29 protein-coding genes are annotated in these 26,334 nt (G+C 66.0%); 6 read left to right on the top strand and 23 right to left on the bottom strand.

Features of this window, described 5'->3' with window-relative positions; translation table 11 throughout:
• Positions 1–487 (bottom strand): histidine kinase dimerization/phospho-acceptor domain-containing protein (locus BCAL_RS11240; protein ID WP_338010560.1); only part of this gene is annotated, 487 nt, incomplete at its 3' end.
• 10 nt (positions 488–497) lie between these two features.
• Positions 498–1,196: a response regulator transcription factor gene (locus tag BCAL_RS11235; protein ID WP_202961963.1), complete on the bottom strand. Its 699-nt coding sequence runs from the start codon at positions 1,194–1,196 to the stop codon at positions 498–500.
• Positions 1,197–1,386: 190 nt separating this feature from the next.
• Between BCAL_RS11235 and BCAL_RS11230 the strand changes: the two genes are divergently transcribed.
• The 3 genes from BCAL_RS11230 (at position 1,387) to BCAL_RS13525 (ending at position 4,833) form a co-directional block, all read left to right on the top strand.
• Complete coding sequence (locus BCAL_RS11230; protein ID WP_043164012.1) at positions 1,387–2,211, top strand: ABC transporter ATP-binding protein; 825 nt, start codon at positions 1,387–1,389, stop codon at positions 2,209–2,211.
• Entirely contained in the window at positions 2,208–3,008 is an 801-nt protein-coding gene (locus tag BCAL_RS11225) for an ABC transporter permease (RefSeq protein ID WP_043164014.1), read from the top strand. The genes BCAL_RS11230 and BCAL_RS11225 overlap by 4 nt, the downstream gene beginning before the upstream one ends.
• A 130-nt stretch (positions 3,009–3,138) precedes the next feature.
• Positions 3,139–4,833, top strand: coding sequence for a PolC-type DNA polymerase III domain-containing protein (locus BCAL_RS13525; RefSeq protein ID WP_193350925.1), 1,695 nt, complete (start codon positions 3,139–3,141; stop codon positions 4,831–4,833).
• A gap of 90 nt (positions 4,834–4,923) precedes the next feature.
• On the opposite strand, the gene BCAL_RS11215 is transcribed toward BCAL_RS13525, so the two are convergent.
• The 12 genes from BCAL_RS11215 to BCAL_RS11160 all read right to left on the bottom strand — a co-directional run bounded on the left by BCAL_RS11215 (position 4,924) and on the right by BCAL_RS11160 (position 15,948).
• The gene (locus BCAL_RS11215; RefSeq protein ID WP_043164016.1) at positions 4,924–5,457 is read right to left on the bottom strand and encodes a PadR family transcriptional regulator; all 534 of its coding nucleotides are present in this window, start codon (positions 5,455–5,457) and stop codon (positions 4,924–4,926) included.
• Between the two features lie 28 nt (positions 5,458–5,485).
• Positions 5,486–6,850, bottom strand: coding sequence for an MATE family efflux transporter (locus BCAL_RS11210; protein WP_043164345.1), 1,365 nt, complete (start codon positions 6,848–6,850; stop codon positions 5,486–5,488).
• Between the two features lie 55 nt (positions 6,851–6,905).
• Positions 6,906–7,376 carry a MerR family transcriptional regulator gene (locus tag BCAL_RS11205; RefSeq protein ID WP_081887453.1) on the bottom strand — a complete coding sequence of 157 codons (471 nt, stop codon included), beginning with the start codon at positions 7,374–7,376 and terminating at the stop codon, positions 6,906–6,908.
• Positions 7,377–7,457: 81 nt separating this feature from the next.
• The gene (locus BCAL_RS11200) at positions 7,458–9,989 is read right to left on the bottom strand and encodes an excinuclease ABC subunit UvrA (protein WP_043164018.1); all 2,532 of its coding nucleotides are present in this window, start codon (positions 9,987–9,989) and stop codon (positions 7,458–7,460) included.
• A 58-nt stretch (positions 9,990–10,047) separates the two neighbouring features.
• Complete coding sequence (locus tag BCAL_RS11195) at positions 10,048–11,091, bottom strand: zinc-dependent alcohol dehydrogenase family protein (RefSeq protein WP_043164020.1); 1,044 nt, start codon at positions 11,089–11,091, stop codon at positions 10,048–10,050.
• Positions 11,092–11,190: 99 nt separating this feature from the next.
• Complete coding sequence (locus BCAL_RS11190; protein WP_043164022.1) at positions 11,191–11,874, bottom strand: haloacid dehalogenase-like hydrolase; 684 nt, start codon at positions 11,872–11,874, stop codon at positions 11,191–11,193.
• Between the two features lie 104 nt (positions 11,875–11,978).
• The gene (gene dtd / locus BCAL_RS11185; protein WP_043164024.1) at positions 11,979–12,464 is read right to left on the bottom strand and encodes a D-aminoacyl-tRNA deacylase; all 486 of its coding nucleotides are present in this window, start codon (positions 12,462–12,464) and stop codon (positions 11,979–11,981) included.
• Between the two features lie 156 nt (positions 12,465–12,620).
• The gene (locus tag BCAL_RS11180) at positions 12,621–13,487 is read right to left on the bottom strand and encodes a transporter substrate-binding domain-containing protein (RefSeq protein ID WP_043164026.1); all 867 of its coding nucleotides are present in this window, start codon (positions 13,485–13,487) and stop codon (positions 12,621–12,623) included.
• 78 nt (positions 13,488–13,565) lie between these two features.
• The gene (locus tag BCAL_RS11175; RefSeq protein ID WP_274518259.1) at positions 13,566–14,375 is read right to left on the bottom strand and encodes an amino acid ABC transporter ATP-binding protein; all 810 of its coding nucleotides are present in this window, start codon (positions 14,373–14,375) and stop codon (positions 13,566–13,568) included.
• Positions 14,368–15,078: an amino acid ABC transporter permease gene (locus BCAL_RS11170; RefSeq protein ID WP_043164028.1), complete on the bottom strand. Its 711-nt coding sequence runs from the start codon at positions 15,076–15,078 to the stop codon at positions 14,368–14,370. Before BCAL_RS11170 ends, BCAL_RS11175 begins: the two co-directional genes overlap by 8 nt.
• Entirely contained in the window at positions 15,071–15,733 is a 663-nt protein-coding gene (locus BCAL_RS11165; RefSeq protein WP_043164030.1) for an amino acid ABC transporter permease, read from the bottom strand. The genes BCAL_RS11170 and BCAL_RS11165 overlap by 8 nt, the downstream gene beginning before the upstream one ends.
• The gene (locus tag BCAL_RS11160; protein WP_043164032.1) at positions 15,730–15,948 is read right to left on the bottom strand and encodes a hypothetical protein; all 219 of its coding nucleotides are present in this window, start codon (positions 15,946–15,948) and stop codon (positions 15,730–15,732) included. Before BCAL_RS11160 ends, BCAL_RS11165 begins: the two co-directional genes overlap by 4 nt.
• Positions 15,949–16,197: 249 nt before the next feature.
• Here BCAL_RS11160 and ychF point away from each other — a divergent pair, with 249 nt between their 5' ends.
• Both ychF and BCAL_RS11150 read left to right on the top strand, forming a co-directional pair.
• Positions 16,198–17,292: a redox-regulated ATPase YchF gene (gene ychF / locus BCAL_RS11155; RefSeq protein ID WP_043164033.1), complete on the top strand. Its 1,095-nt coding sequence runs from the start codon at positions 16,198–16,200 to the stop codon at positions 17,290–17,292.
• A 425-nt stretch (positions 17,293–17,717) separates the two neighbouring features.
• The gene (locus tag BCAL_RS11150; RefSeq protein ID WP_043164036.1) at positions 17,718–18,305 is read left to right on the top strand and encodes a hypothetical protein; all 588 of its coding nucleotides are present in this window, start codon (positions 17,718–17,720) and stop codon (positions 18,303–18,305) included.
• Between the two features lie 93 nt (positions 18,306–18,398).
• Here BCAL_RS11150 and BCAL_RS11145 read toward each other — a convergent pair whose 3' ends face one another.
• The 9 genes from BCAL_RS11145 to BCAL_RS11105 form a co-directional block, all read right to left on the bottom strand.
• Positions 18,399–19,628, bottom strand: a complete 1,230-nt coding sequence (locus tag BCAL_RS11145; RefSeq protein WP_052118964.1) for an ABC transporter permease — start codon at positions 19,626–19,628, stop codon at positions 18,399–18,401.
• Complete coding sequence (locus tag BCAL_RS11140) at positions 19,625–20,359, bottom strand: ABC transporter ATP-binding protein (RefSeq protein ID WP_052118965.1); 735 nt, start codon at positions 20,357–20,359, stop codon at positions 19,625–19,627. Before BCAL_RS11140 ends, BCAL_RS11145 begins: the two co-directional genes overlap by 4 nt.
• Positions 20,356–21,516, bottom strand: coding sequence for a peptidoglycan-binding domain-containing protein (locus tag BCAL_RS11135; protein WP_160268277.1), 1,161 nt, complete (start codon positions 21,514–21,516; stop codon positions 20,356–20,358). The genes BCAL_RS11140 and BCAL_RS11135 overlap by 4 nt, the downstream gene beginning before the upstream one ends.
• 71 nt (positions 21,517–21,587) lie before the next feature.
• Complete coding sequence (locus tag BCAL_RS13425) at positions 21,588–22,418, bottom strand: hypothetical protein (protein ID WP_043164040.1); 831 nt, start codon at positions 22,416–22,418, stop codon at positions 21,588–21,590.
• A 139-nt stretch (positions 22,419–22,557) separates the two neighbouring features.
• Complete coding sequence (locus BCAL_RS11125) at positions 22,558–22,839, bottom strand: hypothetical protein (protein WP_043164041.1); 282 nt, start codon at positions 22,837–22,839, stop codon at positions 22,558–22,560.
• A gap of 185 nt (positions 22,840–23,024) precedes the next feature.
• A complete protein-coding gene (locus BCAL_RS11120; RefSeq protein WP_081887450.1) occupies positions 23,025–24,347 on the bottom strand; it encodes a zinc ribbon domain-containing protein in 1,323 nt (440 codons plus the stop codon).
• Positions 24,348–24,467: 120 nt separating this feature from the next.
• Entirely contained in the window at positions 24,468–24,653 is a 186-nt protein-coding gene (locus BCAL_RS11115) for a hypothetical protein (RefSeq protein ID WP_043164046.1), read from the bottom strand.
• Positions 24,637–25,278, bottom strand: a complete 642-nt coding sequence (locus BCAL_RS11110; RefSeq protein WP_043164048.1) for an IS607 family transposase — start codon at positions 25,276–25,278, stop codon at positions 24,637–24,639. Before BCAL_RS11110 ends, BCAL_RS11115 begins: the two co-directional genes overlap by 17 nt.
• A 37-nt stretch (positions 25,279–25,315) precedes the next feature.
• Positions 25,316–25,747, bottom strand: coding sequence for a hypothetical protein (locus BCAL_RS11105; protein WP_043164050.1), 432 nt, complete (start codon positions 25,745–25,747; stop codon positions 25,316–25,318).
• 227 nt (positions 25,748–25,974) lie between these two features.
• On the opposite strand from BCAL_RS11105, the gene BCAL_RS11100 reads away from it, so the two are divergent.
• Positions 25,975–26,334, top strand: a 360-nt coding sequence (locus BCAL_RS11100) for a response regulator transcription factor (RefSeq protein WP_043260134.1), incomplete at its 3' end; no start/stop codon positions are given.

Raw genomic sequence — 26,334 nt, 5'->3', positions numbered from 1 at the left:
CGTTCATGCGGTCGACGTCGCCGCGCAGGTCGTCGAGCGGGCCGTCGATGGGCTGGCCGTGCGCGCGGCGGAAGTCGATCAGGTCGATGCGCGTGGCGATGACGGCGAGCGGGGTCTTCAGCTCGTGGCTCGCGTCGGCGACGAAATCCTTCTGCAGTTCGAACGCGTGTTCGAGCGGCGCGACCTCCCTGCGCGAATAGTACCGGCCGATGACGGCGACCGCGACGATGACGCCGAGGACGAACAGGACGGTGAACCCCACGGCCTTCCTGGTGTCGATGACCATCATGCCGGAGCCGAACTGTTCGGTGACGCTCATGGCGTTCGGATCGATGCCGCGTTCGGCGAACTCGTGGCGGGAGCCGAGCAGCACGCCGAGGACGAACAGGACGCCGCCGAGGATGGTGACGGCCGCCATCGCGACGGTCATGCGCAGGCTGACGAGCCCGGCGATGCGCCCGTGCGCGCCTTCTCGATTGTCCATCATGCCACGCATGTCACGCCTCCGGGTTGCCGATGCGGTAGCCGCGCCCGCGCACCGTGTCGATGATGCGGCGCGTGGTCTTGCCGCGCACGTACGAGACGTACACGTCGACGGCGCCGATGTCGGAGCCATCCGAGAAGGCGGCGCGCAGGATCTCCTCCCGACCGAATACATGGTCGGGGGCGGCGGCGAGCGCGGCGAGCAGCCTCGTTTCGGTCTCGGTCAGCGGGACCGTGCGCCCGTCGGGGTCCTCGATGACGTTCGCGTCGGGTTTGAGCAGCCAGTCGCCGATCATGGCGGATGAGGCCTGCGCGTGGAATCCGCGCAGCAGGGCGCGCAGCCGGGCTTCGAGTTCGGCGAAGTGGAAGGGTTTGGTCAGGTAGTCGTTGGCGCCGGCGTCGAGGCCGTTGACGATGTCGTCGACGTCGGCGAGCGCGGTGAGGACCAGCGCGGGTGTGGTGACGCCGCTGGCCCTCAAGGCGCGGATGAGGTCGAGTCCGTCGCCGTCGGGCAGGCGTCGGTCGACGACGAGCGCGTCGTAGCGGTTCGTGTTGAGGAGGTTCCGGGCTTCGAGTTCGGTGCGCGCCCAGTCGACGCGGTGGTCGGCGCCGAGCATTTCGGCGGTCATGGCCCCGAGGTCGGGGTCGTCCTCGAGGAACAGGATGGCGGGCATGAGGAGCCTGCCGGGGTCGGTCATGTCGTTCGTCGTCATGCGCGTCCGTCCTTTCGCTGTTCGTGCCGGCTCGGGCGTCGGCATGATCCGTCATCGTCCATCGCGGTGGCGTTATGGTTGTCCTTGATATATCAGACATTCCAGAGTCTAAGACCGCGCTAAGAAACGCTTGCGGGTTGGGCGCGTGGCCGAGGGGAAGGTAACGTGCGCTGATATGAATGAAACGCATATGACGCACGTATTCACGGCCGAGGGGGTGTCGTGCACGGTGCCGTCGCCCGACGGCGAGCGCACGGTTTTCTCGGGATTGGATTTCGCGATCGACGCCCGTGAGATCGTCGATCTGGTGGGGCCGTCGGGTTCGGGCAAGAGCAGCCTGCTGACGGCGTTCGCGTTGCTGAACCCGCATGCGCGTGGCACGTTCGCGTTGGACGGGCGGGATTCGTCCGGGTTCACGCCGCAGCGGTGGCGTCGCGAGGTCGCCTATCTGCCGCAGAGGCCGGTGCTGCCGGGGGCTACGGTGGCGGATGCGATCCGCCTGCCGTTCATGCTGTCGGTGAGGGCCGGCGGTGAGGACGGACGGGAAGGGCTGCGCGATGGGAACGGCCCTCGTCGTCCGGGAGGACTGTTCGGCCGGTTCGCGGCGTTGTTCCGTGACGGCGAGGCGAACGCGCGGAGGCTGCTGCCCGAGGAGCGCATCCGGGCGACGCTGGATGCGATGGGCTGCACGGACATCGATCTGACGCGCGCCCCGCATGACCTGTCCGGCGGACAGGCGGCGCGTGTCTCGCTGGCCAGGACGCTGCTGACGTCGCCGAGGGTGCTGCTCGCCGACGAGGTGGATGCCGGTCTGGACGACGAGAACGCCGAGAAGGTCGCCTCGATCATGTCCGACGCCGCCGCGCATGGCATGGCGATCGTGCGCATCCGGCACCGTCCGCCGGACGGGCGCGCCTCGCGGATCGTGACGCTGTCCCACGGCGTGCTGTCCTGGGACGGGAGCCTCGTGAAGGATCCGGATGCGAAGGATGCGAATAAGGAGGCGGTCGCATGAGCGGCAACGCGTATGACATCGACGTATGGGGTCTCGTCGTCGCCCTGGCGATGGTGGCCGTCGCCGCCGGCGTGAGCGGCCTGATGCGCATGGGCATCGGGCGTTCGCTCATGTGGTCGGCGTGCCGCGCCCTGCTGCAGCTGTGCGCGATGGGATTCGTCGTCGGCTATGTGATCCGCGCGGACAACGTGTTTCTCGTGTTCGCCACGATCGGCGTGATGCTCGTCGCCGCCGTGCAGATCACGCTCTCGCGCGCCAAGGGCGTGCCGAAGGGGCTGGCGGGCCCCGTGCTGCTGAGCCTGACCATCACGATGCTGCTCATGATCGCGCTGGTCACCGAACTCGTGGTGCGCCCCCACCCGTGGTATGCGCCGCAGCTGGTCGTTCCCCTGACCGGCATGCTCCTGGGCAACACGGTCTCCGCGCTCGCGGTGGGACTGAGCCGATTCTACGAGAGCATGGACGAACGACGCGACGAGATCGACACGATGCTCGCGCTCGGCGCGACCGCATGGGAGGCGGCGCGGCCCTCGATCGTCTCGTCGATCCGACTGGGCCTGCTGCCGACGATGGCGACGCTCGCCTCCTGCGGCATCGTCACGATCCCGGGCATGATGGCCGGTCAGGTCATCGCCGGTGGCGACCCGCTGGAGGCCGCGAAATACCAGTTCGTCGTGTTCGCCGCGATCGCCTCGCTCACGCTCGTCGCCGACGGGTTGATCATGGCGATGGTCTACCGCACCTGCTTCACCGCACTCGATCAGTTCCGGTCGGCCGACATGCGCGGCGCGAGATGACCGATGTCGGCCGTCTCGCGCCTCTCCCGTGGACTCGGTCCCGTTCCGCCCGTTCGCCCCGGAGCCTGTTCACCCGGTGTTTGCGATCCGCCATGGGTCTAGGGCGACTGCGGGCGCTACCATGGGAGGCATGGAGAATGAATCCATGTATGGTAGCGAAGAAAACAACAACGACAACAACGAATCGAACGATGCGAGGATGACGGCGCCGGGCGCCGAGGGGACGCGGATGGCGGATGCGGTCGGCGCGGTCGTGGACCGCTCGTGGCTGAATGAGGCGAAGACGAGCATCGACCAGTGGGCGTACATCATGCTCAGGGACGCCGACGATCACGACATCGACTGGGAGTGGGTTCGCTCGCTCGACCTGGAGCACGGCATCGGCGTGGCATCGCCGGCCGACTACGAGACGGGTGCCGCCTCGAACGTGCACGACCTGCTCAAGGCGGATCTCGAGATCCGCGACCGGCTCGAGGCGATCATCGCGAAGATGAGCATGACGTTCATGCGCGACTTCGACCGTCACATCACCACCTACGAGCTGCCGCGCGCGCTCGCCTACGCGGATCGCAGGCTCAACGACCAGATCCAGCTGCTGCGTGACCGCGGCATCGCCGAAGGACTGTGGACCGTCGCCGACGAGGACCGCCAGCGCGTCACCGTGCCGGTGCTCACCGCGGCCAGGGAGGACGTGGACGTCGACGACATCCAGGACCGCACCGCCGAGATCGTCAACGCGCGCGCCGAACGGCGCAAGGCCGACCGCGCCAAGCGCGAGGAGGCCCGACGCCATCGCGAGCAGGCGCTGTTCGAGGCCGACGAGGTGACCTACGGCTCCGTCGAGGCGGGACCGGACGAATCCGCGCCCGCCGACTCCAGCTCCGACCAGGGCAGCCCCGACTATCTGATCGAAGGCCAGCCCGTCATCAACGACGACAACCCCGCGGTCCCCACGATCGAACAGGTCAACCGCGACGAGACCGCCGTACCCGAGGAGCGCTTCGAGAAGTCGCGCCATGCGGCCGCCGAGCATGTGGCCGAGCACGCCGCCGCCCGTCCCAAGGACTACTGGCGCGAGGTGTTCCTGCCCGGACGCGACGTCGACAAGGTCATGGGCATCGACCTGGAGACCAACGGCACCGAACCCGCGCGCACGTACATCATCGACGTCGGATTCGAATACATGAACATGCGCTCGCCCCGCCCCGCGGATGCTCCCACCGGATACCGCTACGACAAGGACTACTACGAGGACGGGGACGCCTACGACCAGCACCACTGGTCGTTCGGCGTCACCCCCGAGGCCGCGCGGCACGGCAACCCGTTCATCATCCAGCTGACCGGCATCGACATCAAGGAGCGCGTCGGCGACTCCTATCCCCTGTTCGACGAGGATCCCGAGGCGCAGGCCGAACTGCTGAAGCGGCTCACCTCGCAGCCGTTCGTTGCCCACATGGCCACGTTCGAGCACAGCTTCTTCATGCTCAACGTCAAGGGGTACGCCGAGGCATACCGCAACGGGCACGTCACCATCATCGACACGCTGCCGATGAGCCGCCTGTGGGATGAGGGTTCCATCCCCAGCGAGGACCATCCCGACGGCGACAATCGTCTCGACGCGTATGCGAAACGTCAGGGATCGCTGCACGAGGACGATTCCGAACGCCATCTGGGCCTCGAGGACACGCACATCATGCTGCTGGCGATGAAGCACCATCTCGCCCAGCTCAAGGCCGAGGCGCGCGGACCGTGGGGTCCGGGCGGCAAGGCCGGCGTCGGCGGCAAGCGCATCGTCAACTACCATCGTCGCCACTGGCGTCGCTGAGCATCACCTTAAAAGACGCGAGGTCCCTCGCGCGGCTTCCTGCCCGCACGAGGGACCTCGCATATTCGGATCCGCGAGGAGGCTGCTCGGCTATTCGGCGTCGAGACCGAGCATCGAACGCAGCCAGGAGAGTTCGGCCTCGACCTGTGCGTCATGCACGTTGATCAGTCCCCTGCGATACGGGTCGTCGATGTGGTCGATCGTCATCGGATGTCCGGCGTCGCAGTAGAAGAAATGCGTGTCGCCGCGGGACAGCAGATCGTACCGGCGGCGCAGCACCGCCTCGCGGTCGGTCTCGTCGGGGACGACGGACAGGAAGGTGAGCACCACGCGCCACCGGTTGAAATCCGTGATGGTGAACCCGTCCGCATCCTTGAGAGCCTCAACGAGCCGCTTTCGGCCTTCCGGCTCCAACGTGAACAGGTGACGCTGACGGCCGTCGCGCACATCGGTGCGCTCCGAGATGAGCCCGTCCCTGACCAGACGCGCGGTGGCCGGGTAGATGGCGCCGTCGCTGAACCGGCGCATGTCGCCCTGCAGCTGCTCCATCTTCTTGCGCAGCTCGTAGCCGCACATCGTCCGCTCGGACAGGAATCCGAGGATCATCATCTCAATCAGGCTCATAGGTTTTAGCTTACCTGCATGGCCGGGTTCACGTCCGGTCCCTCAGCACGTTGCCGAGGATGTGGCGCATGAACGGGATCGTGGTGGCGAACGTGAGCACGTCGGCCACGGACTGCGCCGCCTCGACGCCTGTCACGCCGATCAGATGCGGCAGGACGAGCACGATCGGCGCGAGGTACAGGCCGGTTCGGCACACGGCGAGGAACGAGGCGATGCCCGTCTGCCCCAACGTCTGGGAGATCATGTTGCCCATCATGTTCACGCCGTTGAGCACGACCGTCACGCACTGGAAATGCAGCGCCGCGACTCCGACGGCGATCACCGCCGGATCGGAGCGGAAGATCTCGACCAACTGCGGGGCGACGGCCCAGATGACGACCGCCAACGCCAGCAGCACGCCGGTGGACAGCTTCACGCAGAACCAGAACGCCTCGCGCACGCGGGCGAACCTCCCCGCCCCGTAGTTGTATCCGCACACCGGCTGGAACCCCTGGCCGAGTCCGATGATGACCGAGTTCGCTCCGAGCATGATGCGCATGACGATGGCCATGCCGGCTATCACGGCATCGCCGAACGGGTTCGCGGCGATGTTCACGCAGGTGGTGGCAATCGATCCGGCGCTCTGGCGAACGAGCGACGGCAAACCTCCGCCGACGATCTCGCGCAGCAGCAGCGGGTCGGGACGACAGTTGCGCAGCGACAGTTTCAGCACGCCGAACCTCGCGCTCATGACGGTCAGGATCAGGAAGCTCACGGTCTGGCAGATGCCGGTGGCCAGTCCCGCGCCGAAGATGCCGAGGCCGAGCACGAAGATGAACAGCGGGGCGAGCAGGAAGTTGAGCAACGCCCCGCAGACCAGTCCGATCATGCCGAACGCGGACTGACCCTGATAGCGCAGCAGGCCGTTCAGCGCGAACGAACCGCACACGCACGGCGCCGCCACGAGGATCGGCGTCAGATAGGTCACGGCGTACGGCGCGATCGTGGCGGTGGAGCCGAGCGCCATGACCAGCGGTCGCAGCGTCGACAGGCAGATGATCGCCACGAGCAGACCGGAAAGGAACGCGCCCGCGAATCCGATGGCGAGCAGACGGGACGCCCTCTCGTTGTTGCGTTTGCCGAGCTCGCGGCTCATCGAATTGCCCGAGCCGTTGCCGAAGAAGAAGCCGAGCGCCTGCAGGATGGTCATGATCGAGAACGCGATGCCGATCGCGCCGGACTGCGAGGTGCCCAGCTGCCCGATGAAGTACGTGTCGGTGAGATTGTACGCGGTGGTCACCAGATTCGAGATCACCGCCGGAATGCACAGCCGCAGGATCAGCGGTCTGATCGGGCTTTGCGTCATCTGACGGTACTTCGCGTCCGCCGACGCCCTTCTGATTCCCTGTCGCATCTTGACCACGGGATGGTACTGTACTCCCCCCGTGCCGACCGCATCGCGGCGAATGTCACTTGCCGGGCGTACCGCCGCTCTGCAGTCGTTTCACCTGTTCGATGACGTCACGATGCTCCTCGATGAGCTCCGAGGCGTCCGTTTCGCGCCCTTCGGCGATCGCCCTCCAGTACAGGGTCTTGAGCGAGACGTACGCCTGCTGCATGCGGATCGCCTCGGCACGGGCGGCGAGACGCAGCGCCTGCGCGTCGAGCAGCTCGATCTGTCTGGTCGCTCCCGCCGCGCCGTCCTGCGTGTTGCGCAGATACTCGCGCATCGATTCCAAAGGCATGCCCGTCGCCGACAGGCACGCCACCGTCGTCAGTCGCTCCAGATCGGCGTCCGAATAGGCACGGCGCCCGGACTGGTCGCGTGCGATCGGCGGGATGATGCCGATCTGCTCGTAGTAGCGCAACGTCGACTCAGGCAGTCCGGATGCCAGGGACGCCTCGTGAATGGTATGCCATGCGGTGACCGTCATGCTCATGCTCCTTATCTGTGTCTGGCATGTCCCACGCCATTACCATGCAATCTACGGGTCTCAAGCGCTTGAGGTCAAAACGTCTCCTCACTTCAGGTACCGTCCGGTGACGCTCGCCGGGTTCGCGGCGACCTCGGCCGGCGCGCCGACGGCGACGATCCTGCCTCCGGACTCGCCGCCTCCCGGTCCCATGTCGATGATCCAGTCGGCGTTGGCGATCATGTCGAGGTCATGTTCGATGACGACGACGGTCGCGCCCGCCGAGACAAGACGATCGAAGACGCCGAGCAGGACACGCACGTCAAGCGGATGCAGGCCGATGGTCGGCTCGTCAAAGACGAACACGGCGTCCGACTGGGCGCGCCCCATCTCGCCGGAGAGCTTGAGTCGCTGCGCCTCCCCTCCGGACAGGGACGGGGTCGGCTCGCCCAGCGTGAGGTATCCGAGCCCCAGATCGTGCAGCGTCGTCAGACGCGCATGCACCCTGCGCAGGTCCGTGGTCGCCTCCAGCGCCTCGTCCACGCTCATCGCCATGAATTCGGGCAGCGACAGCTCACGCCCGTCCCCCGTCACGCGTCGGATGCCGTCCGCCTCGGGCGAATAACGCGAGCCATGGCAGTCGGGGCATGCGATGTCCACGTCGGGCAGGAACTGCACGTCGAGCGAGATCGACCCGGTGCCGTCGCAGGTCGGACAGCGAAGTCGTCCGGTGTTGTAGGAGAAGTCGCCTGCCTTCCAGCCGCCCGCCTTCGCCGCCTCGGAACGCGCGAACGCCCGTCGCAGATCATCATGGACGCCGGCGTACGTGGCGACCGTGGAGCGCACGTTCGCGCCGATCGGCGTCGCGTCGATGAGATTCGCACGCATGATGCCGTCCGACTCGATCGCATGCACATGGTCGGGCATGGGCGCGGGCGAGTCCGACCCCGCGCCCTTCGCGGCATTCGCCCGCAGAGCGGGGATCAGCGACTCCAGCACCATCGTCGTCTTGCCCGATCCGGACACGCCGGTCACGACGACGAGCCTGCCGCACGGGACATCCACCGAAAGCGGTTTGACCGTGTGAATCGGCCCCGTCTGCATGTGGATGCGGCCGAGATCGAACATGCGATCGGCGTCGATCCCCGTGCGTACGCGCCCCGGGCCGTTCTCGAGGAGGAACGGCGCGATGCGGCTGCCCCGCGCGGCGGCGCGCGCGACGTCGTCGACCGACCCCTGCGCGATCACCCGGCCGCCGCCCGCACCCGCTGCCGGTCCCATCTCGATCAGATGGTCGCAGGCCTCGAGCACGCGCACGTCATGGTCGACGACGACCACGGTGTTGCCGTCCGCCACGAGATCGCGCATCACGCCGATCAGCCCGTCGACGTTGGCCGGATGCAATCCGATCGACGGCTCGTCGAGCACATACAGCACGCCGGTGGTGCGGTTGCGCACGGCGCGGGCCAGCTGCACGCGCTGGCGTTCGCCGGTGGACAGCGTGGAACCGGCGCGGTCGAGCGTGAGATACCCGAGCCCCAGCTCCATCAGCCGACGCGCCACGTCGAGGAACGATTCCGCGATGTTCGTGGCCATCGGACGCATCTCGGGAGCAAGCGAGGCAGGTACGTTCCGCACCCAGGAGACGGCGTCGTCGAGCGTCATCGCGCTCGCCTCGGCAAGATCGACGCCGCACACCCGCGGGGCGCGCGCGGCCTCGCTCAGACGGGTTCCCCCGCATGCCGTGCACGGCCTCTCCTCGAGGAACCGGGCGACGCGCTTGAGTCCCTTCTCGTCCTTGGCCTTGGAAAGCGCGTTCTCGACGGTGCGGACGGCGTTGTAGTAGGTGAAGTCGAGTTCGGCGAAGTCGTCGCTCTTCCTCGACCGGTAGAGGATGTGCTTCTTGACGGCCGGGCCGTCGAACACGATGTCGCGCTCCTTGGGGGTGAGCTCCCGGAACGGCACGTCGGTGCGCACGCCCATCGCGCGGCACACGTCCTTCATGAGATCCCACATGAGTGAGCCCCACGGCAGGACCGCACCATCGTCAATGCTCTTCGACTCGTCCGGCACGAGGGCGGCACGGTTCACCTCGCGCACGACGCCGGTGCCGGAGCATGCGGGGCACGCGCCGGCCGAGTTGAAGGCGAGGCTTTCGGCACCGGGACCATGGAACTCGCGGTCGCATCCCGCGCAGGTGATGGGCAGTTCGGCGGCCACGGCGAGCGTGGGCTCGTTGCGCGTGCCGCAGTGCGGGCACACGTGCGAGCCGACGCGGGAGAACAGCAGACGCAGGCTGTTGAGCAGTTCGCTCATCGTGCCGAACGTGGAGCGGACGCCCGGCACGGCGGGACGCTGATGCAGGGCCAACGCGGCTGGGACGTGCAGCACCTCGTCCACCTGCGCGCGCGACGCCTGGGTGAGCCGTCGGCGCGTGTACGTGGAGAGCGCCTCGAGATAGCGCCGCGACCCCTCGGCGTAGAGCACGCCCAAAGCGAGCGAGCTCTTGCCCGAGCCGGAGACGCCGGCCACGCCCGTCAGCGCGTGCAGCGGCACATCGACGTCCACATTCCTGAGATTGTGCACGCGAGCGCCCCGCACCTCGATGGCCGTCGGCCCCGCGCCCCCGCGCCGCGCCATCCCGTCCCCTGATCCCATGCCGTCCCGTTCGTCATCCATGCGGCCAGTATATGCCCGATCAGAATCGGATCAGCGACTTGATGGCCTCGCGACGGTCCATCGCCTCGTACGCCTCCTGGATATGGTCGAGATCGTAGATGCCGGTGAACACGAGGCCAGGGTCGATCCGGTGCTCCAGCACGGCGTCGAGCAGCCCGGCCTCGAGATCGTAGTGGCGCACCGGCGCGGGGCCACCCTTGATGCCGATGTTGCCGTAGAACGTGCCCTCGGCGCTGATCTCAACGTCATGGGGAAGGCCGACGCGGCCGATCACGCCGCCGCGGCGGATGAGCCCCAGCGCCGTGTCGAACGACTGTCTGGAGCCCACGCATTCGAGCACCGCGTCCGCACCGTAGCCTCCGGTCATCGACAGCACCCTGTCGACGGCGGCCTGGTCGCGCTCCGCCACGATGTCGGTCGCGCCGAACTCGCGGGCGAGCGCCGCACGGTCCTCGTGACGGCTCATCGCGATGATGCGACCGGCGCCGAGCATGCGGGCGGACAGTACGCCGCACAGGCCCACCGCGCCGTCGCCCATGACCACGGCGGTGTCGCCGGGCCTGACCTCGGCGGATACGGCCGCATGGTATCCGGTGGACATCACGTCGGCGATCGTGAGCAGTGAGGCGAGCGTCTCGTCGTCGTAGTCCTCGGGTGAGCCGGGCACCTTGACGACGGTGCCGTCGGCCTCGGGGACGCGCACGTACTCGGCCTGGCTGGCGCCGAAGTATCCGCCGTGCGGGCATACCGATTCGAAGCCGGCCCTGCACACCGGGCATGTGCCGCAGCTGTACGGGAACGGCAGCACGACGAAATCGCCCGGTCGGACCGACGTGACGGCGTCTGCGACCTCATCGACCACGCCGATCGCCTCATGGCCGATCTGACTGCTGTGCGGGTGGTCGCTCAGCCCTCGGAAATACCACAGGTCGGAGCCGCATACGCAGGCGCGCACGACGCGCACAACGGCGTCTCCGACCTGTTCGATCCGCGCCTTCGGCACCTCGCGTACGGTCATCTCCCCCGGCTTCACGAAGATCGCGGCTTTCATCGTCTCGCTCATCGGCACTCCTTAAGTCGAACATTGGCTTTTACGGATTCCACGCTACGCCGTTGAAGCGCTCGAAGGGCAAATACGCGACACGCCGGATGCGGCGACGGCTCACTTCACCTGGGTGATGACGTCGCCTCTGACCATGAACCCCTTGCGCGCCATGTCGATCATCGGCTGGTCGAACTTGCTGTCGGTGTAGAACTCGTCGATCACCGCGTCCGGCCCCAGCACCTGGCGCAGCCGCTTGGGCTTGTTCGTGTTGAAGTTGAGATAGGTGACCTCGAACGTCTCCGGGTCGATGGTCGAGGCGATGAGCCGTTCGACGCCGAGTCGCCTGCACGCCTCCCCCACCGTCACGTCGAACGAGGCGGTGAGGATCACGTCGTCGGGGCGTGGGTCGTACCATGGCTTGATCTTGCGCATGTTGCGGTCCCAGAACGCGTTGACCAGAGATTTCAGGCCGCCGGTCAGATCGTCGGCCCCGATGACCGAGGCGTCGGCGACCATCACGTCCCCGTCGAGCCCGGCTTTGGCGACGGCGTCGAGCCGGCTGGCGCGCAGCTCGTCGATCCCCCTGGACGTGGACAGGTCCCTGAGATATCTGCGCGCCACCTTGCCGACGCCGCGCTCCATCTGCTCGAGCGTGGCGCGACCGAGCTTGTACTTGATCGCGTAGCGTAGCACCGGGGCGATGTGACGGAACACCTTCATGTCGTATCTCGCGCTGAACAGGTAGAGGTCGAACAGGCTCTCCCCGTCGTAGATCGTCCCGTCGAAGTCGAACACCCGCATGCCGTTCCCCTTTGCGCTTCCCGCTTTCACTCAACGCCCCACTATAGGGGAACGGACGGTTCGGGGAAAGCCGCGACGCGGGAACGGTACGGTTTTCGGGGGATTCACGTTCTGTGCGGCATGTCCACGTCGGTGTCGACGACGATGGTGACCGGGCCGTCGTTGACCAGTCCGACGCGCATGTGGGCGCCGAAACGCCCCTCCCTGACGACGAGACCTCCCGAACGAAGCGCCTCGTTGAACCGGATCCAGACGAGATCCGCATGCTCCGGCCCGCCCGCCGCGATGAAGCTGGGACGATTGCCCTTGTGCACGTCGGCGAACAGCGTGAACTGAGAGATCGACAGGATCTCGCCCCCGATGTCCTGGATGGAGCGGTTCATCCTGCCGTGCTCGTCCTCGAACACGCGCAGGTTGAGCACCTTGTGGGCGAGCCAGGCGATCTCGGCGTCGCCGTCCGCATCGGCCACGCCGACCAGGATCATGTATCCGGGGCCGATCTGCTGCGGTTCGAACGTGGGGTCGACCTCGCCCAACTCGTTGACGACGTCGACGCCTGCCTGTGACACTCTCTGGATGACGATGCGCATGAGTCACGATTATGCCACGTGATACCGCGCACCCCGGTACCTGGGTCCATGCACGACGATGGGGCGGCGGCTTTCCCGAGCATTATCGGAAAAACCGCCGCCCCATCGATCATGGAATGCGGATGATGCCCGCGGCCGATGCGGGACGACGCGACGTCACTTGATGATGACGTCCTCCGGCTTGATGTCGGAGGTGAAGCTCGGGGCGAGCTCGCTCTCGTACGCCTTCTCGAAGAAGCCGTCGGCGGTCAGGGTCTTGATCTCCTTGTTGGTCCAGTCGAGCAGGCTCTTGTTGCCCTTCTTCACCGCGGGCGCGATCGTGGACTCGTCGCCGAGGGTCTTGACGCCCACGGTGAATCCCGGATTGTCCTTGGCCCACGCGTACAGGTACGTGTTGTCGTCGGCGAGCGCGGCCACGCGGCCGTCCTTGAACGCCTGGAACTGCTGGGTCTTGGAGTCGAACTTCTGGAGATTCACGTCAGGGTAGTTCTCGGTGAAGTACGTTTCGGCGGTGGTGCCCTTGGTCACGGCCAGATCCTTGCCCTTGAGCTGGTCGGCGCTGGTGATCTTCGCGCTGTCCGGGGAGACGACGCCGATGGACACCTTCATGTACGGTTCGGCGAAGTCGACGACCTGCTTGCGTTCGTCCGTCACGGTGAAGTTGGCGAGGACGAGGTCGACCTTGTCGCTCTTGAGCGAGTCGACGCGGCCGTCGGCGTTGACCTGCACCCAGTCGACCTTGACGCCGAGGTCCTTGCCGATCTGGTTGCCGAGGGCGACGTCGTATCCGGCACGGGTGCCGTCGTTCTTCACGTAGCCGTAGGGCGGCAGGTCGCCGAACGTGGCGATGCGGATGGTGCCGGCCTTCTTGATCTCGTCGACGGTCTGGCCCTGCTGCGATGACGACGATCCCGATCCTGAGGCGCCGGCTGCGGCCGGGTCCGGACCGTTGCCGCATGCGGCGACGGAGATCAGCGTGACGGCGGCGAGTGCGCCGGCGGCGATGCGCTTGAGGTTGAACATGATGGTTCCTCTTCTCTTTTCTGTGTTTTCTGGTTGTTTTCTGGTTGTTGCGGATGGGTACGTGTGATGGGTGTGCCGTCATTCGTCGCCGACGGGCGACATGCTTTCGAGGAAGCTTCTGGCGCGGTCCGTCGCCGGGTGCGTGAAGAAGTCGTCTCCGGACTGGCGTTCGAGGATCACCCCGTTCTCGAGGAACATGACGGTGTCGGCGACGCGGCGGGCGAACTCCATCTCGTGGGTGACGACGATCATCGTCATGTGCCGTTTCGCGAGTCGGAGCATGAGCTCCAAGACCTCGCGGACCATCTCGGGGTCGAGCGATGCGGTGACCTCGTCGAAGAGCATGAGCTCCGGGTTCATCGCGAGGGCGCGTACGATGGCGATGCGCTGTTTCTGCCCGCCGGACAGCTCGCGCGGATAGGCGTTCTTGTATTCGGTGAGCTGCACGTCCCGGAGCAGACGGTCCATCTGCTCGTCTACCTCGGCCTTGGCGCGCTTCTGCACCTTGGTCGGGCCAAGTTCGATGTTCTTGGCGACCGTGAGGTTCGGGAACAGGTCGTAGCTTTGGAACACCATGCCGATCTCGGTGCGCAGCGCGCGCCACGCCCGTTCGTTGTTGTTCGGCACGATCCTGCCCTTGAAACGGATCTCGCCGCCCTGGATGGTCTCCAGGCCGTTGAGGCATCGGATCAGGGTGGACTTGCCGGAGCCCGAGGGGCCGAGCAGCACCAGCACCTGACCGCGGTGCACGTCGAAGCTCACGTCCTTGAGGACCTCATGGTCGCCGTAGGATTTGCGCAGATGGCGTACCGAGAGCAGCGGCTCCTCCCCCGCCTCGTTCGGCGTGACGCCGCCGGGCGCCGTGGTCGTTCGCGTGTTGTCAGCCATTGTTACGCTCCTTGGCTCGCTTCTCGAGTGCCCTGGCGATCATCGCCAGCGGCCAGCAGATGATGAAGTACAGGAAGAAGATGAATCCGTACACCCAGAACGCGGCGTCCGGATGGGTCATGCGGTTGGCCTCCATGATCTGCTGGCCAACGGTGACCACGTCGATGACGCTGATGAGCAGCAGCAGCGACGTGGTCATGATCACGCGCGCCGCAAGGTTGATGACGGCCGGGATCATGAGGTTGACCGACTGCGGGATACGCACGTACCACAGCAGCTGCAGCCCGCTCATGCCCAGCGCCCGTCCCGCGTCGACCTGATGCTCGGACACGGAGATCAGGGCGCCTCGCACGATGTCGCTGATCTCGGCCGACACCCACAGGCCGAACGCGACGACCGCGACGGTCACGCCGTCCACCTGCACGCCGAGCTCCCTGGGCAGGATGTAGTAGGACAGGAACAGCAGCACCAGCGTCGGCACGATGCGGAAGAACTCCAGATACAGGCGCAGCACGGCGCGCAGCACCGGGTTCCTCAGGGTGCGCAGGGCGCCGAGGACGACGCCCAGCGGGATGCCGGCCAGCAGGGCCAGTCCGGCCACCGTCACGGATGTGCCCAGGCCCGACAGCAGACGGGTGAGATTATCGCCGACGAACAGCACGTCCATGCCGGATGCGAGCGTCACGTGCAGCGGATCAGTCATCGCCGAAAGTACCACGACGAACCCTCCTTTCCAGCAGCGTGAGCAGCACCGACAACGGGATCAGGATGATCGCGTAGGCGACCACCAGCATGAGCAGATACTCGTCGCTGCGGTAGTACATGCCGATCAGGTCGCGGGCCGTGTTGGTCAGCTCCGGTACCGCGATCACGGTGAACACGGAGGTCTCCTTGACCATGAAGATCACGTTCGCGGCGACCGCCGGCACGCTTCGGGTCAGCCCCTGCGGCAGGGTCACATGGCGGATCATCTGCAGCGGCGAGAGTCCCAGAGCGCGCGCCGACTCCTTCTGCACGCGCGGGATGCCGCTGAACCCGCCGGTGAACGCGCCGGACATGTACGCCGAGCCGAACACCGACATGCCGATCACGGCGCACGCCTCGGCGCTCCACCTCACGCCCACGGACGGCAATCCGTAGTACAGGAAGAACAGCTGGATCAGCAGCGGGGTGTTGCGGAACAGCTCCTCGAATACGGAGCTCGCCTGCGCGAGGACCGGCACCCGGTATTCACGCACCAGCGCGAGGACGAGTCCCAGCACCGCGGCCAGCGTCACGCTGATCGCGGACAGCCGCAGCGTGACGACGAACGCCTTCTCGAAGATCGGCAGCGCCGACAAGATGGCAGCCCAGCTCACAGATCGTCCCTCCTTCCCGTTCCCGTTTCGATGTCTTCGATGTCGTTGACGCACACGGTTCGCGCGTCCTTCTCTCTCCTCGCCCGCACGTTGTGGCGCGGGGTCTTTGCGATTGCTTCGATGGCACCCAGCGTAGCGGCTTCCCGCACGGCCGTTTCGTCGTCCGTGCGCTCGCACACGTCCGGGGCGGCGGGATGCGCAGACAGCGGATGCATGCACGGGACGTTCTGCACGACATGTGCGACACCGCATGATCCCAACGGTTGCAACGGTTTCACACCCTCCTGTACGGCATCTGCCAGAGGGGTGACGAGGTCTCTCCCCGCCCTCGGCTATGAGCGGCGTTTATATCCCGCCATCGATTGTTCCGAATCGGCGCCGTCCGACACGTGGTCCACGACGCTGCCACGAGTCCTGCCACGAACCGGACGGCGCTTGTCGCTTTCCGCCTTAGACTGGAAGGCATGTCTTTAACTATCGGAATCGTCGGACTGCCGAACGTCGGCAAGTCCACCATGTTCAACGCGCTCACCCGCAACAACGTCCTGGCGGAGAACTACCCGTTCGCCACCATCGAGCCGAACACCGGCATCGTGCCGCTGCCGGACGATCGTCTGCCGGTGCTCGCCAAGCTGGTGCACACCGAGAAGATCGTGCCCGCCACCGTCACGTTCGTCGACATCGCCGGCATCGTCAAGGGCGCCTCCGAAGGCGAGGGCCTGGGCAACAAGTTCCTCGCGAACATCCGCGAGGCCGACGCGATCTGTGAGGTCGTGCGCGCGTTCAAGGACGACGACATCGTGCACGTCAACGGCAAGGTCGATCCGGCCGACGACATCGACACGATCAACACCGAGCTGATCCTCGCCGACCTGCAGACCATCGAGAACGCGCTGCCCAAGCTGGAGAAGGACCTCAGGGGCAAGAAGATCGAGAAGGAGTACTTCGACGCCGTCAAGGAGGCGAAGACGATCCTCGAGAACGGCGAGACGCTCGACAAGGCCGCCCGCGAGGGCCGCTTCGACAAGGACTCCGTCTACGACCTGCACCTGATGACCGCCAAGCCGTTCATCTACGTGTTCAACGTGGACGACGACGAGCTGGCCAACGACGAGCTCAAGACCAAGCTCTCCGCCTCCGTGGCCCCGGCGCCGGCCGTGTTCCTCAACGCCCAGTTCGAGGCCGACCTGACCGATCTGGACGAGGCGGACGCCCGCGAGATGCTCGAGGACGCGGGCCTCAAGGAGTCCGGCCTCGATCAGCTGGCCCGTGTCGGCTTCGACATCCTCGGTCTCCAGACGTTCCTGACCGCCGGCGAAAAGGAGGTGCGCGCCTGGCAGATTCACAAGGGCTGGACCGCACCGCAGGCCGCCGGCGTGATCCACACCGACTTCGAGAAGGGTTTCATCAAGGCCGACATCGTCTCCTACGACGACTTCGTGGCCGCGAACGGCTCGATGGCGCAGATCAAGGAGGAGGGCAAGCTCCGTCAGGAGGGCCGTGACTACGTGATGCAGGACGGCGACATCGTCGAGTTCAAGTTCAACGTCAGCAAGTAGGGGTAACACCCCCTGCAAAACGGCGGAATTCCAGTGTTTCCGGCTTCCGGGAGCACGGGTTTTCCGCCGTTTTTCGATGCGCGCGGGACAGCCGTTGGGGTGTTTTTCCACGCCGCCGAACAAACATTGCCGGGGACGTGTGTCTCCAGTTGCCCTACGCGGCGATAGAGCACTCCCAGTGAAGTGTCTTTCTCTCCGCTCGAAGGGCTCGTCGCCCTCCTTGGCCAAGCCCATGCCCGATCTCCGCGATGACATCGGCAGCATCGAGGCCGATGCCATCGAGAAAGTCTCATAGAACGGTACTCAATATTGTGGATGACGCAGCAAGCCCATCAGACCGCTTCAGATTCAGCTACACTATATTGAATTGACATCAGCGGAAGGCGGCGTGGCTTCTGCGCGGGACAGGATCGCAAAGGGGCGGCATGATGGAGAAGACTCCCCAAAAGAGGCGCCGGGAGCGAGTGACGGCGATCATCATATTGACGGTTGCCGGATTGATCGTTGCCGGATTGCTGTTGTATTACATACCCTGGCCGCAGCGCATTCGCATCGATGGCGACGCATACCGAGTCGACGCGAATGCAGGTGGTGCCACCTCGTATACGATTTCATTCGATGCGACGCGATTGCGCTATGCATTTCGGGATGACCGGCTCACGGGCCATATCGCTATAGCCCGGAAAGACAGCGGGGACATTGTGGTTGATCAGGATATTGACAGAAAGCTATGGATCATACAGGATGTCACCCGTTCCTCCACCGAGGATGCAACTTCGATATTCAATGGTTTCTGGGTGGAATACCCCGCACCTGTATATGAAATGAGGATGACGCAGGTAAGTGGAGTGCTGTCCGCCGATGGATCATCACTGTTCATCGACATCCACGGTGACCGGAACGATGATGTCGGCATGTATGTCGCTCCCGCCGCCGATGAACAATCCGCCAATCGACTGAAGGACGAATTCGGCAAGGTGGTCGACGTCGATGGCTGGATTGCCGATGACTGAAATCATCACCGGCGATATGCCGAGGACCCGCGAGGCCGCCGCATCGGAAACCCGCGACGATTGCGGTGCGCGGCATATGGCGTCAGGACAGGTCTACTCCCCTCGCAGCGCCTCGGTGGGGGTGAGTCTCGCGGCCCTCGACGCCGGGTAGATGCCGGCGAGCGCGCCGACGAGCACGGCCGCGACCCACGCGGCGGGCAGCGTCCCCCATTCCAGCACGGCCGGCTGTCCCGCCCATATCGCGAAGCCGAACGCCGCGCCGGCGCCGAGCGTCACGCCGGCGAGACCACCGAACGCGGAGAGCATGGCCGCCTCGGTGACGAATTGCATGCGGATCGCGCCCGGCGTCGCGCCGAGCGCACGTCTCAGGCCGATCTCGCCGCGGCGCTCCATCACGGTGACGATCATCATGTTGGCGATGCTCATGCCGCCCACGACCAGCGCGATCGCGCCGATCATCATCCCCAGCGTGTTGAGGGAGTCGTCGGTGGTGTTTCGCGCCTCGGACAGGTCTGCCGACGCGTTGACGGACACGTTGGCGCCGGTCAGGTTCGCCGCGTGGGCGAGCATGCGGCGCAGCGTCTCCGCGTTGCCCGGTCTGGTGCGTACGTAGATCGCGCTGATCCGGCCGATCGCCTCGGCCTGATCCGGGTGACTGGCCTTCGCCTGCGCCGAGCCGACGATGACCGACGAGTCGAGGTTCTGCGCCTGCGGCACCGGGGCGAGGATACCGACGATCCCATACCATGCGTCGTCGATGAGGACGCGGTCGCCGACCTCGGTGACGCCGAGCCGGTAGGCGGCCTCGGAGCCGAGCACCGCCACGGGCAGATGCTGGTTGTTCTCGTCGATGCCATGCCCCTGCGCGACCCTCGCCCCGACGGCGTCCAGAGCGCCCGGCCGCATGACCGTCAGCGCCAGGGCATTGCCGTTGGACTTGGGCACGAACTCGTTCTTGAAGATCCTTGCGTTCTCGGGCGCCGTGTCGAACACGCCCACCCGTTCCACCTGCGGCTGGCGTGCGATGGTCTCGGGCGCGTACTCGGGTAGGGGGATGGGCTGCTGTGCGGCGTCACGCCCCTCAGACACGACCTGCAGGTTCGCGCCGAGCGCGTCTAGACGGGCAAGCAAAGCCGCCTGGTTCGACGCGGCGATGCCGGAGAGCGCCACGTATGCGGCCACGCCGAGCGCGATGCCCAACGCGGCGAGCACCGTGCGGGACATGCGCCCGGTGGCTCCGATCCATGCCGTGTGCATGAGGTCCGCGAATCGCGTGGTCGGCGGGCGTCCCGACGGGCGTGCCGTTCGTGTGATGTCGGTCATGCGCTCCTCCCCTCGGTCTCGTCGGCGTCCGTGCCATCGTGCCGTGTGTTACGCGGCAGTTCGGTCACGACGCCGTCCTGGATGTGCAGCCGTCTCGGGAATCGGGCGGCGATGAACGGGTCGTGGGTGACGACCACGAGGCTCGCCCCGTCGTCCGCCGCGTCCAGCAGCAGGTCGATGATCGCGTGCCCGGTGGCGGTGTCGAGCGCGCCGGTCGGCTCGTCGGTGAAGATCACGTCCGGGTTTTTGGCGAGCGCGCGGGCGATGGCCACGCGCTGCTGTTCGCCGCCGGAGAGCTGCGGCGGCCGGTGTCGCAGGCGTTCGCCCAGTCCGACCCGCTGCAGGGCCTCGATGGCGCGTATGCGACGGTCGCGTCTCGGGAGGGTCGTGTATTGCAGTCCGGTCGTCACGTTCTCGAGCGCGCAGACGGTGGGGATCAGGTGGAACTGCTGGAACACGAAGCCGATGCGTGTCGCGCGCAGGGCGCTGCGGCGCCGCTCCCCCATGGCCGCGACGTCCTCGCCATCGTAGCGCAGGGTTCCCGTGGAGGGCATGTCGAGCGTGCCCAGAAGGGACAGGAGCGTCGATTTGCCCGAGCCGGACGGTCCGACGATCGCGATCCGTTCGCCGTGCTCGATCGCGAGCGATGTGGGGTGCAGGATCTCCAGCGGGCCGGCGTCCCGTCCCGGATAGCTTTTCGTGGCCCGGTCGAGTTCGAGCAGGGCGGTCATGAGACGACCACCTTGTCGCCGGCCTTGAATCCGTCGGCGCGGGTCAGCTGCACCTGCGCGTTCGCGACGAGGCCGAGTTCGACGGGGATACGTTCGAGCCGCTGACCGCGCACCACGTCGACCGCGTATGTGTTGCCGGCGGAGGCGATGATCGCGGTGACGGGCACGATCAGCGTCTCCGCGGTGTTCGCGTTCGTCGCGTTCGGGATGACGAGCTGCACGGAGGTCGCGCCGAAGCTCGCCACCTGCGTCTGGTCGGGGAAGTCGACGCGCGCCGACGGCGAGGTGACCTGCCCGTCCTCGCCGGTGGACTGACCGCCCTGGTCGACGGCGGCGAGCGCGGTGTCGATGGTCGTGTTGTTCGGCAGGATGACCTGCACCTTGTCGCCCGCTTTGAACGTGGCGGCCTGTGTGGCGGTGAGTGTGGCCTCGACGTGCAATGCCACGCCGGTGTATGTGCCGGGGCTCACGTTGGTTTCGCCGAGTCTGGCGGTGACGGTTTTGATGCGTATGGGGGCGGTCGCGGCGAGCGCCACGGATCCGGGCTCGAAGACGCCGGTCACCCGGTCGCCTGTCAGTCCGAGGGTTTTGGCCTGCCATTGACGTATGGCTTCGCGGGTGCGCCAGTCGAAGTGCGCGTTGGGGGCGGCCTTGAAGTAGCCGAGTTCCTGCAGGTTCGTTTCGAGTTGGGTGACGTCGGGCCCGTCGGGCACGTCCACCTGGAGGGTGCGCCAGAACGGGCGTGCGCCGTGGAACAGCGGCACGGTCACGCCGTCCATCTCGTATACCTGCTGGCCGGTGGCGATTTCGGCGCCGGGCGTGGGCAGTTGGGTGATGGTGCCGGTAGCCGGCTGGAATTCGGATGGTTCGTCGTATTGGAGGGTGCCGCCGAGCCGGGTTTCGGCGTTGAGGACGCCTGTGGTAACCGGCTGGGTGCGCAGCGTGCTCACGTCGACGCTCGTGCCGGACGAGGCATGCGCGCCCGTCGACGATGAGGACAACGTCCCCGTGCCGCCTGAGCCGGTCATGCCGGCGATCAGCGTCCACGGTTTGGTGATCGCGCACACGGCGATGAGCCCCGCGACCGCGACGCATGTGGCGATCACGGTGATGATCCTGCGCATCCTGCCGATCCGTCTTGCTTCCGTCCGTGTCATCGTGGTCCCCTCCTGCGTGTGCTGTCTTATGTGCTTATGTGCGGTCGTTCGCGTGGTCGTCGACCCGGCCGTCATTGCGCGGTCATCGCCCCGTCGGCGCCGTTCGCCTCGTCCATCACCTTCATGTAGTCGTAGCCGAACTCCTCGGGCGTGCCGTCGAATCCGAAGCTGATACGCGTGTCCCCGACCGGGCATTCCCTGAAGAAGCGTCTGAGCTCGTCGGCCTTCACGGTCCGTGGGATGAGGATCGTGGTCGGCTCGTCGCCGCTCGGGTCCGCGACCCAGCCGAAGCCCTTGTCGCGCGCCTTCCTCGCGAAGTCGAGCGCGGCGCGTTTGTCCTCCTCGCTGTACGTGGGCTGGCCCGAGGCGAGGTCCTGCGCGGGTTGGGAGAAGTTCGGGTGCTTCGCCTCGCAGTCCGCGTAGTCGGCCCGCTTCGACTCGTATGGGGTGCCGGCGAGCGCGGTGGAGTCCTTGAAGGCGACCCATACGGTGCCGTTGTCGAGCGAGGTGAACATGGCGTTGGCGTAGAGCTGCTGGGTGGCGCTGTCGGTGCCGATGCTCATGCCGGTGTCGTCGGTGGTGACGGGGTTGCCGGTGCGGTCGATCATGCGCAGTTCGGCCATGTTCCTGACGGTGGGGGCTTTGGCTTTGCCGGATGCGTCGGGTGCGCCGGGGCCGACGTCGGTTCTCACGTCGAGGCCTTTGGAGGTGAGGCAGGCGACGAATCTGCGTGCGGTTTCGTCGACGGGGAGGTTGCTGGCGGTGCCGGCGGCGTTGGCGTCGTCTCCGACACCGGTGGCCGCGGTGTCGGATGCCGGGCCGGCGCAGGCGGCGAGCGTGAGGAGGATGGCGGCCGATACGGCGGCCGCCGTGGTTGCGGTGAGGGGTCGGTTGCGGGTCATCACGGGTCTCCTTGGGTGGTTGTCCGTTGGGGCGTGTGGTCGGGTGGTGTCGTGTCCCATTCAACCGGGTGCTTCGTCGCGTGTCGGTGTGGGTCGGGTTTACCTTCGGCTTACCTGCGTCGGATGGTTGCGAGCTGTTCTACTGCTGTGCGTCGGTGGCGTCGCAGCCGGTGCCGGGGTTGAATTCGCAGTACACGTCGTTGAGGTTCTCGCTCCACGTTATGCCGAAGGGCACGCCGTTGTAGGTGGGCCAGTCGTCGCCCTTGTAGGTGCGCAGGAACCGTCTGAACTCCTCCTTGGAGGTGGTCTCGGGGATGATCACGCTGGCGTGCGTTCCCGTGTTGGTGGGGTCGGGGTCGGGATACCAGTCGAATCCGGCGGCGCGCGCCTTGCGGGCGAAGTTGAGTTCGGCCAGCGCCACTTCGGGGTCGGCGTGCTGGCTTCCCGAGAACGGCGGCTGTGCGAAGTCGGGGTTGGCCTGTTCGCAGGCGGCGTAGTCCTGTTGCTTGGCGGCGTAGGGGGTGCCGGCGAGTTCGGCCGATGTCGTGAAGCCGATCCATAGGCCGTCGTCGTCGGTGGCGTGCAGTCGGACGTTGGGATACAGGGTTATCTGGAATGAGGTAGTTGCGGTTCCTGCCGCAGCCGCGTGGCAACTCCGGACGATGTTCTCGTGGTTGTCCGCTTCCTTGTATTCCGGATAATCGCCGTCACCACGCCCGGTTGCCCTATGGTGTGGAAGGAGGCCGGCCCCTTGCCGGTTCCTGACGAGTGTTCATGGTCGACACCCGAGTGTCGTTTCCTTGTCAATTTGGGGCGTTTCCTGGTGGGGCGTCCCTTTGGCGGGGTGGGTTCGGTTTTCCGGTGGCCCAGGTACCGGCATCCGCGTGAAGCGATGTTGACAGCGGCCCCATAGTCGCGTCGCACGAGTCTGCAGCATCCGGGGCACCGGTATTCGCGTGCCTTGCCGAGGTCCGGGATACGGGTTCCGCACCATGGGCAAGTGTCGGACGTGTGCGCGGGATTGACCTTGACGACCCTGCGACCCTTCTTGGCCGCCACATGGTCGAGCCTGTCGAGTTGCCTGCCGTGCCGGAACTCGTATCGTCCGGAAGCGTCGAACATGTCCAGTCGTTCCACGGCGATCAGCTCGCCGGGCCGTGCGTGGTCGATGATGTCATGCGCGTAACGCCAGTCCAACAGGTTCTTGATCCGGTACATCTTGTCGCGCAGGAGCAATGACTGCTCGTACAGGCGCCTCCAACGGGGGTGCGCCTCCACCTGTGCGGGATCGTCGGGGTCGGATGGGCGTTGCCACGGCATGAGCCGTTTCAGCTTCCCGAGACACCTCCGGTACTCCACGTAGAGGCGTTCCAGTGAACGCTGCTGTCGGATCGTGTCCACGCCGGCCACCAGTTCGCGGCCCACGAGACCGTTGTAGGAGAGTCGCGCGCCGCTGATGCCGCCATGCCAGTCAGCGTTGAAATCGAAACCCACCACATGCGGCGTCTTGGACACGTCACCCGTCTCACGTCTCGCGGTGAACACGGTCACGTCGAACACGATACGGCCATCCCTCATCCTGCGCATGGTGGGACGGGATATGCGAACCATGCCCGGATACCGTTCGCGAAGACGCGGGAACGATAAGGTGACGTCGAGGAACCTGCCGGCGACCGCCATACGCCGGTACGTGACCAGCCCCTCCCGCGCATCAGGTTCGCCCTGGCGACAGGAGTTGTTGTTCGACTGGTCATAGGGGAAGCGGGCGCGGGTCACGGTCGGCAGATCGGAATGGCCCCCATGCGCGGACACGTTCGCGAACAACTGCGGGTCGACCTTCACGCCCAGACGGTCCGACACATCCTCGCAGGAGGCGGTACCCCAGCCGAGCTCGTCCAAGCGTCCGCGACCTGTTCGCGTTTCCGCCATGCGAGCACCAGACGAGCGGTCTCGCACTGGTTCACACGGTTCTGATGCGAGAGATTACGGAACGAAGCTGGCAGCGAGACGAGCCGCACGTTCCTGCGCGCCCACTCGTTGCCGAAACCGTCACCTGGTGGTTATATCGTCGTTCATCCGGATCATCATGTTCTGGCAGCGGCGCGCATGGTCGAGATGAGACCAGAACAACGCCTCATACTCCTCCGGATCCAACTCCACGCCGGTACCGGAATCGCGGACGAGCACCGGCTCCAATCCGGGCGCGCCGCACGCGATCTCACCCCTCCCGCTCATCGGCGTCCACCTCCCCGTCCAGTCGTCGTTCCGCCTTTTCCAGCAAAAGCCGCTGATGTTCGACCGAACGCAGCCTGTAGAACCGGCCGGAGAACGAGGCGAGCAGGCTCATGAAATCATCCATCAGCTCGTCCATCGTGCCCTTCTCGCGCTCCCCGTCCAACACGACCAGTCTCACGCCCAGATAGTTCAAGTGCCGTTCCAGATACGCGGCCCCGAACCGTGACAGCCGGTCCCTCGCGGTGACCGCGACCCGGTCGAACATGTGGTTCTCCGCGTCGTCCAACAGTCTGGCAAGCCCCTTGCGACGCTCGTTCAACCCGGACGCGCGATCCCGGTACACCTTGGCCGGTTCCCCGTAGGCGACGGTCAACCGTTCGACCTGCGTGTTCATGCGTGAGATGTTCCCCTCGCTGTCGCGCACGTAGAACACGAGCTTGCCTTCCGGCATGGCTATTCCCTGTTTTTCAGCCATGTACCGGTCGATCTCATGCGGGTCATACACCTTCTGACCTCCCGGGGTGAGTTCGTAACGGACGCCGCCGTTGGCGACGATCAGCTTGAACGCCGCAACGGAAAGATGCATGCGTTCGGCGGCCTCTGCCCTGCGGAGATACTTGACCATTCCAGAAACACCCCCTTAAATACTATAATTATAGTAACTAACCCAAATATCCGCAAATCAAACTACAGCAAAACAGGCTGTCCGTGCCGTTCTCGTCCGTGGTGTCCGTGCCGGCCGTGTTGCCGGATTGGTCGAGTCTCCGGACGACGACGGTGGACTTTGGTATGTCCTTCGCGGCCATGCTCGAGGTGGCGATCGAGTACGATTCGACGGTTTTCGCGTCGATGCCCTTGTCGGTCAGGCAGGCGACGAACCGTTTGGCGGTGTCCTCCAGATGGTCGTTCTCGGCTTTCGCGGCGTCGCTGATGCCGGCGCCTGCGCCGGTCGCGCCCGTGGCGCCGGTGCCGGACGTGTCGGTGTCCGGCTTCGTCGAGCATGCCGCCGCCCCAAGCAGGCATGCGGCGGCGAGCGCCGATGCGATGATCCTACGTGTTATGCCCGCGTGGAATGTGGGTGTGACCGTGCCCATGGTGGTGCTCCTTCACTCCATCCGGCCGTCATGCGTGGCCGTATTCCCATAGTAGTCCCTTTGCGACCTCGCGCATGATCGCCGGATAGCAGCTCGTCGACGGTGCCGTATCGGTGGGAACCTCCCTTACCCTCGCCTTACCGTCGCCGCGGGAGGATAATGGCGATACGGAAAGGACGGACCGCAGGACGCCGTCGGAAGCACGGGGACAAGGAGCGTGGGGAAGCATGCGGATACTGATCGTCGAGGACGACCGTGAGCTGGCGGCCGCGTTGGATGACGCGCTGCGCTACGAGGGGTATGCGACCGACGTGGCCATGACGGGCGTCGAGGCGCTCAAGGCGCTGGCCGACACGGACATCGACATCGTCCTGCTCGACCGCGACCTGCCCGTCCTGTCCGGAGACGCGGTGATGGCGACGATCGCCGCGAACCGCATCCCCGTCGCCGTGATCATGCTCACCGCCGCGGCCGACGTCAGCGACAGGGTCAGCGGGCTCGACCTGGGCGCGGACGACTATCTGACCAAGCCGTTCGCCTACCCGGAGCTCCTCGCGCGCATCCGCGCCCTGCAGCGCCGCGCCGGC

The organism is Bifidobacterium callitrichos DSM 23973, assembly GCF_000741175.1.
Lineage (GTDB): Bacteria > Actinomycetota > Actinomycetes > Actinomycetales > Bifidobacteriaceae > Bifidobacterium > Bifidobacterium callitrichos.
Note: the sequence above shows the minus strand (reverse complement) of the source record. Positions and strands in the feature narration are given on the sequence as shown.